Annotated in this window: 6 protein-coding genes; 5 read left to right on the top strand and 1 reads right to left on the bottom strand. The window is 70.8% G+C overall.

Annotated features, from left to right (window positions below; genetic code table 11):
- The first annotated feature begins 197 nt into the window (after positions 1–197).
- From POF43_RS20180 to POF43_RS20160, 5 genes are all read left to right on the top strand, one after another.
- Positions 198–1,529, top strand: coding sequence for a glycoside hydrolase family 5 protein (locus POF43_RS20180; protein WP_271323992.1), 1,332 nt, complete (start codon positions 198–200; stop codon positions 1,527–1,529).
- 112 nt (positions 1,530–1,641) lie between these two features.
- Positions 1,642–3,060, top strand: a complete 1,419-nt coding sequence (locus tag POF43_RS20175; RefSeq protein ID WP_271323991.1) for a glycoside hydrolase family 6 protein — start codon at positions 1,642–1,644, stop codon at positions 3,058–3,060.
- A 445-nt stretch (positions 3,061–3,505) separates the two neighbouring features.
- Positions 3,506–4,588, top strand: a complete 1,083-nt coding sequence (locus tag POF43_RS20170) for a Gfo/Idh/MocA family protein (RefSeq protein ID WP_271315144.1) — start codon at positions 3,506–3,508, stop codon at positions 4,586–4,588.
- 241 nt (positions 4,589–4,829) lie between these two features.
- Positions 4,830–7,703 carry an RICIN domain-containing protein gene (locus tag POF43_RS20165; RefSeq protein ID WP_271323990.1) on the top strand — a complete coding sequence of 958 codons (2,874 nt, stop codon included), beginning with the start codon at positions 4,830–4,832 and terminating at the stop codon, positions 7,701–7,703.
- A 177-nt stretch (positions 7,704–7,880) separates the two neighbouring features.
- Entirely contained in the window at positions 7,881–8,456 is a 576-nt protein-coding gene (locus POF43_RS20160; protein WP_271323989.1) for a cytochrome P450, read from the top strand.
- 95 nt (positions 8,457–8,551) lie between these two features.
- Here the strand turns inward: POF43_RS20160 and POF43_RS20155 are convergent, their stop codons facing one another.
- The gene (locus POF43_RS20155; RefSeq protein WP_271326105.1) at positions 8,552–9,208 is read right to left on the bottom strand and encodes an HD domain-containing protein; all 657 of its coding nucleotides are present in this window, start codon (positions 9,206–9,208) and stop codon (positions 8,552–8,554) included.
- Positions 9,209–9,242: the final 34 nt, after the last annotated feature.

The raw sequence follows: 9,242 nt of genomic DNA, 5'->3' as shown, positions 1-9,242 counted from the left end.
GTCCTCCGCCTCGGCGGAGGACCGGCCGCACGGGTCCGGCGGGGACGGCCGCGGGCGCGCCGTCCGGCGGCGCGCCGCTTTCCCCCCACCCGGGGCGGCACGGCACCCAGGCGCCGCGGAACCGTCCGGTTCCGCGGCGCCGAGGCCGCCCGGGTCACCGTCCAACCTTTCGCCCACCCCCTACGGAAGGCACGGATATGGAAGCGCTCCCACGGCACGTGCGGCCACTTCTCGCGATCGTGGTGTCCGCCCTCGCCGCCATCGGCCTCGCCGGCCCCGCCGCCGCTCCCGCGGCGGCCGCGGTCCGCCTGCCCCGGGCACCGGTGGCCGACGCGGGCACCGGCGACGGCTACTGGCACACCTCCGGCAGCACGATCCTCGACGCGGCCGGCAACCCGGTCAGGATCGCCGGCATCAACTGGTACGGCTTCGAGACGACGGACGAGGTGGTCCACGGCCTGTGGAACACCGACTACAAGTCGGTCATCGACGACATCGCCCAGCTCGGCTACAACACCATCCGCATCCCGCTGTCCGACCAGGTCGTCGAGTCGCCCATCGTGCCCAGCGCGGTCGGCTTCTACGGCCAGTCGGGACCGGTGAACACCGATCTGAAGGGTCTCGACTCCCTGCAGATCCTCGACAAGATCATCGACTACGCCGGCAGCGACGGCCTGAAGATCATCCTGGACAACCACCGCTCCGAGGCGGGCAACAGCGCCGAGCAGAACGGCCTGTGGTACACCGACCAGTACCCGCAGACGAGTTGGCTCAAGGACTGGGACACCGTCGCCCAGCGGTACGCCGGCAACCCCACGGTCATCGGCTTCGACCTGCGCAACGAACCGCACACACCGGCCGGCGCGACCTACGCCCAGGGCGCCACCTGGGGAACCGGTGACCCGGCCACCGACTGGCGGCTGGCGGCGACCACGGCCGGCAACGAGGTCGTCGCGGACGATCCCGGGGCGCTGGTCTTCGTCGAGGGGATCAGCAACTACCCCGACGCCTCGGTCTCCGGCGGCTACTCCACGGACTGGTGGGGCGGCAACCTCGACGGCGTCGCCACCGCGCCCGTCACGCTCTCCTCGCCCGGCCACGTCGTCTACTCCGCCCACGACTACGGTCCGCAGGAGTTCCAGCAGACCTGGTTCAACTCCACCACCACGGCGGCCTCGCTCGACGCCGTGTGGACCAAGCACTGGGGCTACATCGCCCAGCAGGGCATCGCCCCGGTCTGGGTCGGGGAGTTCGGCACCGGTAACACCGCCGCCGACGTCTCGGACACCACGCCCGGCTCCCAGGGCCAGTGGTTCTCCGACCTGCTCGGCTACATCGGCTCCAACCAGCTGAGCTGGACCTACTGGGCCCTCAACGGCGAGGACTCCTACGGTCTGCTCGACAGCCAGTACGACCTCGCCCCGGCCCTGGCGGCCAAGCAGTCGGCCCTGGCGGCCCTGGAGTTCCCGCTGGGCGGCGCCACCGCACCGGCCGGATTCCCGCGCCACGGCTCCGCCCGCACCCCCTGAGCCGTCCGTCGCGCCGGACGGGCCCGTCCCCGCACCACCCCGACGGGCCGTCCGGCGCGGCGCACCGCACCACCGCACGCCGTCCGGCACACCCCCACGAGAGGAAGCACCCGTGTTCCAGTCCACCCTCGCCAGGTTGAGAGCCGGCGCTGTCGCCGCGGCCCTCGGCGCGGCGGCGCTCGTCCCGATCGCCGCGGCTCCGGCCGCGCACGCCGACACCGGCCACGTGGCCGACCCGTACGTCGGCGCCGCCCCCTACCTCAACCCCGACTACACCGCCGAGGTCACCGCGCAGGCCGACGCCGACGGCGGCACGCTGGGCGCGGCGGAGAAGCAGGTGGCCGGCTACCAGACCGCCATCTGGATGGACCACATCGGCGCCATCGCGGGCGACGGCGGGCGCCTGGGCCTGAAGGCGCAGCTCGACAAGGCCGAGGCGCAGGCCGCGACGTCGTCGCAGCCCGTGCTGGTCGAGGTGGTCATCTACGACCTGCCCGGCCGTGACTGCGCCGCGCTCGCCTCCAACGGCGAACTGCCGGCCACCGCCGCCGGCCTGAGCTCCTACGAGTCCGACTACATCGACCCGATCGCGTCGATCCTCGGCGACAGCGCGTACGCCGACCTGCGGATCTCCACGATCGTCGAACCGGACTCGCTGCCCAACGCCGTCACCAACACCAGCAAGCCGGCCTGCGCCACGGCCGCCCCGCTGTACGAGCAGGGCGTGGAGTACGCGCTGAACGCGCTGCACGCCGTTCCCAACGTCTACACCTACCTGGACGCGGGTCACTCCGGGTGGCTCGGCTGGTCGAGCAACCTGGGGCCGGCGGCGCAGGAGTTCGCCAAGGTGGTGGGCGCGACGACGGCCGGCTACGCCTCCGTCGACGGGTTCATCAGCGACACCGCCAACTACACACCCGTCCAGGAGCCCTTCCTCACCGATCCCACTCTGAACGTCGGCGGGAACCAGGTGGAGTCGGCCGACTTCTACCAGTACAACCCGATGTTCGACGAGTACGACTACGACAACGCCATGTACGCGGCGCTCGTGCAGTCCGGCTTCCCCGCGCGCATCGGGTTCCTGATCGACACCTCGCGCGACGGCTGGGGAGGCGCCGGCCGGCCCACCCAGCTCGACTCCAGCCCCACCACGGTCAACGCCTACGTGCAGGCGAACAAGATCGACCAGCGGCCGTTCCGCGGCGACTGGTGCAACATCAACGGCGCGGGCCTGGGCGCGCCGCCGCAGGCGCAGCCGTACGGTGCCGACAGCCACATCATCGGCTTCGTGTGGATCAAGCCGCCGGGTGAGTCCGACGGCGACTACCCCAGCGGTACGAACGCGCACGGCGACCCGCACTGCGACCCGGCCGGTACGCAGACCGACGGCACCAACACCTACCCCACCGACGCCATTCCGGGCTACGACGTTCCGGCGGGGCAGTGGTTCGGCGCCGAGTTCCAGCAGCTGGTGCAGAACGCCTACCCGGCCGTCGGCTCCACGGACACCGGCAGCGCGACCGAGCGGTGACAGCACGGCGCCGCCCGCCCCGGCCACACCGCGGGCCGGCGCCAGCACCGGCACCGGCGTCACCCCGGCCCGGAATGCCTCCCCGGACAGCGGTCTGACGGCGGGCACGGCGCACCCCACGGTCAAGGCCCGGGACGCGGCCGGAATCACTTCGGCCGCGTCCCGCGGCGCCGGCCGCACCACCGCTCCTGCGGAAGTGGTGACGCCTCCGGTGCACCGTTTCGTCGCGTCGCCGCGCCGTCACGCAGGACCGGGGCGGCGGGCGCTCCGCCATCGTCCCCGTGCGGCGGGGCGGCCGGCGGCGGTGCCGAGCGCTGGACCGCGGGGTGCGGCACGGGCCGGCGACAAACAAGTCGCCAACAACGGCCGGGCCCCCGGCGTCTCCTGGAAGACTCCCCCGGTGACCCCCGCATCCCCGGCGCACAAGACAAAGGACGTTCAACCTGTGAACACCGCATCCGCCGTGCCATCGGACCAGGCCGGTCCCGCGACCGTGCGGATCGTTCTGGTCGGCTGCGGAGCGATCGGCTGGGAGGTGGCCTCCCGGGTCTACGCACAGCCGACCGGCGGCCGCTATCGCCTCGTGGCAGCCGTCGACCCGCACGCCGACCGGGCCGGCGCCGTCGGCGACCTGCTGGGCGTACCGGCCTTCGCCTCCCTCGCCGAAGTGCTGGCCGCCGGAGTCGCGTTCGACGCCGTCGACCAGCGCCTGCCGCACCACCTGCACGCCGACGCCGCCGTGGAGGTACTGGCCGCCGGCCGGCACGTCCTGGTGGAAAAGCCCCTGGCCACGTCGGCCGCCGACGCCGTCCGCATGGTCGCCGCCAGTCAGGACAGTGGCGCGGTGGCGGCGGTCGCGGAGAACTACCCGCACCTGTCGGCGGTCCGGGCCGCGCGCCACGCCATCGCGGCCGGGCGGGCCGGTACGGTCCGGGCGCTGCGCACCACCCGCGCCTACACCCTGGGCGGCGCCTGGCTCCGCGACGGCTGGCGCACCGGCGCGGGACCGTCCTCCGGGATCATGCTGGACCAGGGCACCCACCACACGTCGCTGCTGCGCCGGCTCGGCGGACGGATCAGCGCGGTGGCCGCCCAGCACAGCACCGCGCCCGAGGACGCCGGGGACGGTGCGGTGGAAACCGTCCTGCTCACCGTCCGGTTCGCCTCCGGGCTCGTCGGCCACTGCGTGTACTCCTGGGGTGCCGCCGCCCTGGCCGACGAGGCCGAAGCCACGGTCTTCGGTTCGAAGGCCCGTATCGACGTGCGCGTCAGCTACGAGGCCGACCTCGGCCACGCCCGCCTCTTCGACCCGGGGACGCCGCAGGGCACCGCCATCAGCGCGCCGGAGAACTACTACGACAGCCACCGGCTCATGGTCGACGACTGGGTGGCGGCGATCACCGAGCGGCGCCGGCCGCTGGTGACCTTCGCCGACGCCGCGGCCGATCTCGCGGTCGTGCTCGCCGCGGCGGCCTCCCTGCGGCACGGCGGTGGCTTCGTCGACGTCGCCGAGATCGTCGGGGGCTGACCGTTGCGGACCGCTGTGCGCCGCGGCCGGGAACCACCGCGCCGCACCCGTCGGGGAGCCGTGCCAGCAGCCGGGTCCGCGCGAGCTCCCGCGGGGCGGCCACGGCACCGGCCCCGCGCACCGGCCGACCTCGACCCCGACCCGTACTGAGGACCGGACAGGCGCCACCGCGGTACGTCGACCAGCCCCGGCCGTCCGCCCGACCGCCCCACGCCGGCACCGCCCACCCCGAAAGCGAGTCATGATGTCCCCCCTGAACTTCTCGCGCAGGCAGGTCCTCGTCGCAGCGGGCGCCACACTGCTGGCCGGCGGCGTCAGAACGGTGGCGGCGGCGCCGCCGGCCTACGCCGACACGGGTTACAGCCCGACCGTGTACTACAAGATCAAAAACACCGCGTCCGGACGGTTGCTGTCCGTGCTCGGGGGCGGCACCGACAACGGCGACAACGACATCCTCTACGACGACGTGAATGCCACCGACCAGTTCTGGTACCTCCAGGACGCGGCCCAGGGCTACCAGAAGTTCATCAACGTGCGCAGCGGACGCGCGTTGTCGCTGGACCAGGGCGCCACGGCGAACGGCACCCAGGTCCACCTCTGGCAGTACCTGAACGGCTCCCCCGATCAGGACTGGCTGGTGGCGCCGGGCGCCACCGCGGACACGGTGACGATCACGAACCGCAAGAGGGCCGACGCGGTGCTGTCCACGGTGGGCGCCGGTACGGCGAACAACACCCTCGTGCAGGTCTGGGACAGCATCGGCGCCGCGGACCAGTCGTGGCAGATCATCCCGGTGCAGACGTTCGAGGACCCGAGCGTGCTCTACCAGATCGTGAACAAGAACAGCGGCTCCTCGCTGTCGGTACAGGGCGGGGGCACCACGAACGACTCCCCGGCCATCGTCTACTCCGACATCACCGCACCGGACCAGTACTGGACGATCCAGGACATCGGCGGCGGCTACTACCACCTGCTCAACAACAAGAGCGGCCGGCTGCTGTCACTGACATCGGGGGCCACCGGCAACGGCACGATCGCCATGATCTACGACAACGTCAGCGCCTCCGACCAGGCATGGACGATCACGGCCCAGCCGAACGGCTACTACAAGTTCACCAACCAACGCCGTCCCACGGGAGTGCTGTCCGTCGTGGGTGCCGGCACCGCGAACAGCACCCAGGCCCAGCTCTGGGACGACATCGGCGCGAACGACCAGTACTGGACGATCGTCCCGGTGGGCAACTCGATCAGTGTGAACGCGATCAACAACCAGGCGGTGAACTCGACGCGGATGACCGGCGTCGGCATGGAGGACGTCAACCACGAGATCTACGGCGGCATCTACAGCCAACTGGTGTTCGGGGAGAGCTTCGCGGAACCGCAGAGCGACACCGGGGTCAGCGGCATGTGGCGCACGGCGGTCTCGGGCGGGGCGAGCGGATCGTTCGCCCTGGACACCAGCGATCCCTTCAAGGGCTCGCAGAGCCAGCAGATCACCTTCACCGGCGGCTCCGGCTCGGTGGGTGTCGACAACATGGGCCTCAACCGCTGGGGGATCAACTGGCAGGCGGGCAAGTCCTACGACGGCTACGCCTACCTGCGAAGCACCGGTACGGCCGCCGTGCAGGTGGCCGCCGAGAGCAGCGCCGGCACCGTCTACGGGTCGCAGTCGCTGACGGTGAACGGCACCGGGTGGACGAAGTACTCCTTCTCCTTCACCCCGGACACGACGGACGAGGCCGGCCGGTTCACGATCAAACTGACCGGCCCGGCAACCGTGAACGTCGGGTACGTGTACCTGGAGCCGGGTTCCTGGGGGCGGTTCGCCGGGCTGCCGGTCCGGGGCGACATCGCGAACGCGATGCAGTCACAGCACAACACCGTGCTCCGCTACGGCGGTTCGAGCGCGGACCCGGGGGTGTTCGGTCCCGGCACGTGGACCAACTACCGGTGGAAGAACATGGTCGGCCCGCGGGAGAACCGGCCGGACTACACCGGGTGGTGGTACGCGCACGAGTCGAACGGCTGGGGTATCCCGGACTTCCTCAACTTCGCCGAGGCGCTGGGCATCGACGCCATCGCCACGTTCAACTCCTACGAGTCCCCGCAGGACATGGCCGACTTCGCCGACTACCTCACCGGCTCCACCAGCACCACCTGGGGTGCCCAGCGCGCCGCTGACGGGCATCCGGCCCCCTACGCGTTCCGGCAGATCGAGTTCGGCAACGAGGAGAAAGTCGACTCGGACTACGCCACTCGGTTCAACAACGCCGCGAACGCGATCTGGGCGAGGGACCCGTCGATCATCGTGACGGTCGCCGACGTGGGGTACACCGACGTCATCACCGACCCCGACCACGTGACCGGCTCGACGAGCGGGCTCGGCTCCCTGTCGGCCTACCAGTCGATCCTGAGCAACGCGGTCGCCGGCAACGCGCAGATCGCGATCGACCTCCACATCTCCGACGACGCCCCCGAGCCGGTCCAGCAGTCGATCGACGCGCTGCGGAGCTTCGACCACTGGCTCTACCAGTACAATCCGGACGCCAATTACCACATCAACGTCTTCGAGCTCAACTCCGGGCAGCACAACATGGAACGCGCGCTGGCGAACGCGAAGGCGATCTCGCTGCTCCAGCAGTACGGGGACCGGGTGACCGTGGTCGCGTCGGCCAACGCCCTGCAACCGGACGGGCAGAACGACAACGGCTGGAACCAGGGTCTGGTCTTCTTCGACACCCACCGCAGCTGGCTCCAGCCACCCGGATACGTCACCAGGATGTTCTCCGACGGCAACCTGGGAACCGTCGTGCACGCGGAGACCAATAACCCGTCGCTGGCCGTGAGCGCGCAGTTCAACGGCAGCAAGCTGGTCCTCAACGTGACGAACGAGTCGGCGAGCGCCCAGTCGCCCACGATCGCGCTCACCGGTTTCACACCGACGAGCGGGACGGCTCAGATCACCAGCCTCAGCGGCGCACGCACCGACCAGAACGACGCCGGAAACGTCGACCAGGTGACACCGCAGAACAGCACGAGTGCCTACACCCTCGCCGGCAACGCGCTGAACCTGACGTTCGCGGCGAATTCGGTCACGGTCGTCACCTTGTCCTGAAGCTCCTTTCCTTTCACGAGCGTCATCGTCATCGGCCGGCCGGCGAAGGCGTACGACTGACGTTTTCCCACGGCATCGGAGATTCGTTCTCCGCAACGAGAGGGGTGGCCGCCGCCGGCGGGGCTGCCACCCGACGACGATGACCGATCGTTCGAGTTCGGGCCATAGCATCGGCCCATGCTCGCCACGGACCTCGATCCCTATCACCCGGATCATCTCGAAGACCCCTATCCGTTCTACGGAAGACTTCGGGAGCTGGGCCCGGCCACCTTCCTGGAAAAACGCGGGATTTGGCTGGTTACGCGTTATGAGAGCGCTTCCTACGCTCTGCGGAATTATCGTGCTTTCAGTTCCAGTCTGGGCGTGGGATATACCCGGGTCACGGAGCACGGATATCGCTATCCGCTGGTGGACAACGACCCTCCGGAACACACGCGGGCCCGCCGCGCGGTCCAGAACCAGTTCAGCCCGGCCGCCATGGCCCGGTTGCGCCCCGCCAACCGGGACCCCGACCGGTTCGCCGATCCGGACCGGTTCGACATCACGCGTCCCGACGCCAGGGCCCACCTGGCGTTCGGCGCCTCGATCCACCTGTGCCTGGGCGCGCCGGTGGCCCGGCTGGAGACCGTGGAGTTCCTGACCGCGCTGGCCGGGCGGGTACGCCGCTTCGAGCGGACCGGGGAGGCGGTGCGCAGCGCCAACCAGGCGGTGCGGAAGTTCTCCTCACTGCCCGTCCGCCTGGTCCCCGCGTGACGGACCCCCTCGTTCCCCTCCCCCGCTGACCTGGGACGGCGCTCGCGTCATCGCCGCCGGTCGGTTTTCCTTGCGGAGGGACGGGCGGGGGCCGGTCAGTCCGTGGCGGTGCCGCGCGGGACCCAGCCGTTGTCGGCGCCGGTGCGGATCGCCGACTGGGCGAAGCTCCACAGCTGTGCGGAGGCGTCCTGGATGAGGGACTTGCGGGCGAGCACGTCGTCCTCGGTCACGCCCGGGGTGCGCCAGGTGCCGCCGCGGTTGCCGTAGTTGAGCAGCATCGGCTGGAGCCGGTCCATGGCCTTGGCGAACCGGGCCTCGGGGGTGACCCGCGCCTCGAACTCGTCCCACAGGGCGCGGAACCACTCGCCCTGCTCGGCGGGCAGCAGGATGAACAGCCGGTCGGCGGCCCGCTGTTCGCGTTCGTCCTGGTCGCGCAGGGCCTCGGTGTCGTAGATGAAGGTGTCGCCCGCGTAGATCTCCACCAGGTCGTGGACCACCACCAGCGACATGACCCGGCCGACGTCGACCGGCTCGTCGGCGTACTCGGCGAGGACCAGCGTCATCAGGGCGAGGTGCCAGGAGTGTTCGGCGTCGTTCTCCTTGCGGCCGGCCGACAGCAGCGGGCTCTGCCGGAAGACGTTCTTGAGCCGGTCGACCTCCATGACGAACTCGATCTGCCGGCGCAGCCTTTCGGGCGTGCCGTCGGGCAGGGTCACCGGTGTGTCGAGCGGGGAGGGGGCGTCCTGCGGCATGGCTGACTCCCGGGGTCGGGGGCGGATGGGGGTC

Origin of the sequence: Streptantibioticus silvisoli (assembly GCF_027947535.2) — a bacterium.
Taxonomy (GTDB): Bacteria; Actinomycetota; Actinomycetes; order Streptomycetales; family Streptomycetaceae; genus Streptantibioticus_C; species Streptantibioticus_C silvisoli.
The sequence above is the reverse complement of the archived record's forward strand: the minus strand, read 5'-3'. Positions and strand labels throughout refer to the sequence as shown.

What these genes read in the sequence shown, in the direction of transcription:
- POF43_RS20180 (WP_271323992.1), top strand. Translation starts at nt 198, where the DNA reads ATGGAAGCGCTCCCACGGCACGTGCGGCCACTTCTCGCGATCGTGGTG.
- POF43_RS20165 (WP_271323990.1), top strand. Translation starts at nt 4,830, where the DNA reads ATGATGTCCCCCCTGAACTTCTCGCGCAGGCAGGTCCTCGTCGCAGCG.
- POF43_RS20160 (WP_271323989.1), top strand. Translation starts at nt 7,881, where the DNA reads ATGCTCGCCACGGACCTCGATCCCTATCACCCGGATCATCTCGAAGAC.
- POF43_RS20155 (WP_271326105.1), bottom strand. Translation starts at nt 9,208, where the DNA reads ATGCCGCAGGACGCCCCCTCCCCGCTCGACACACCGGTGACCCTGCCC.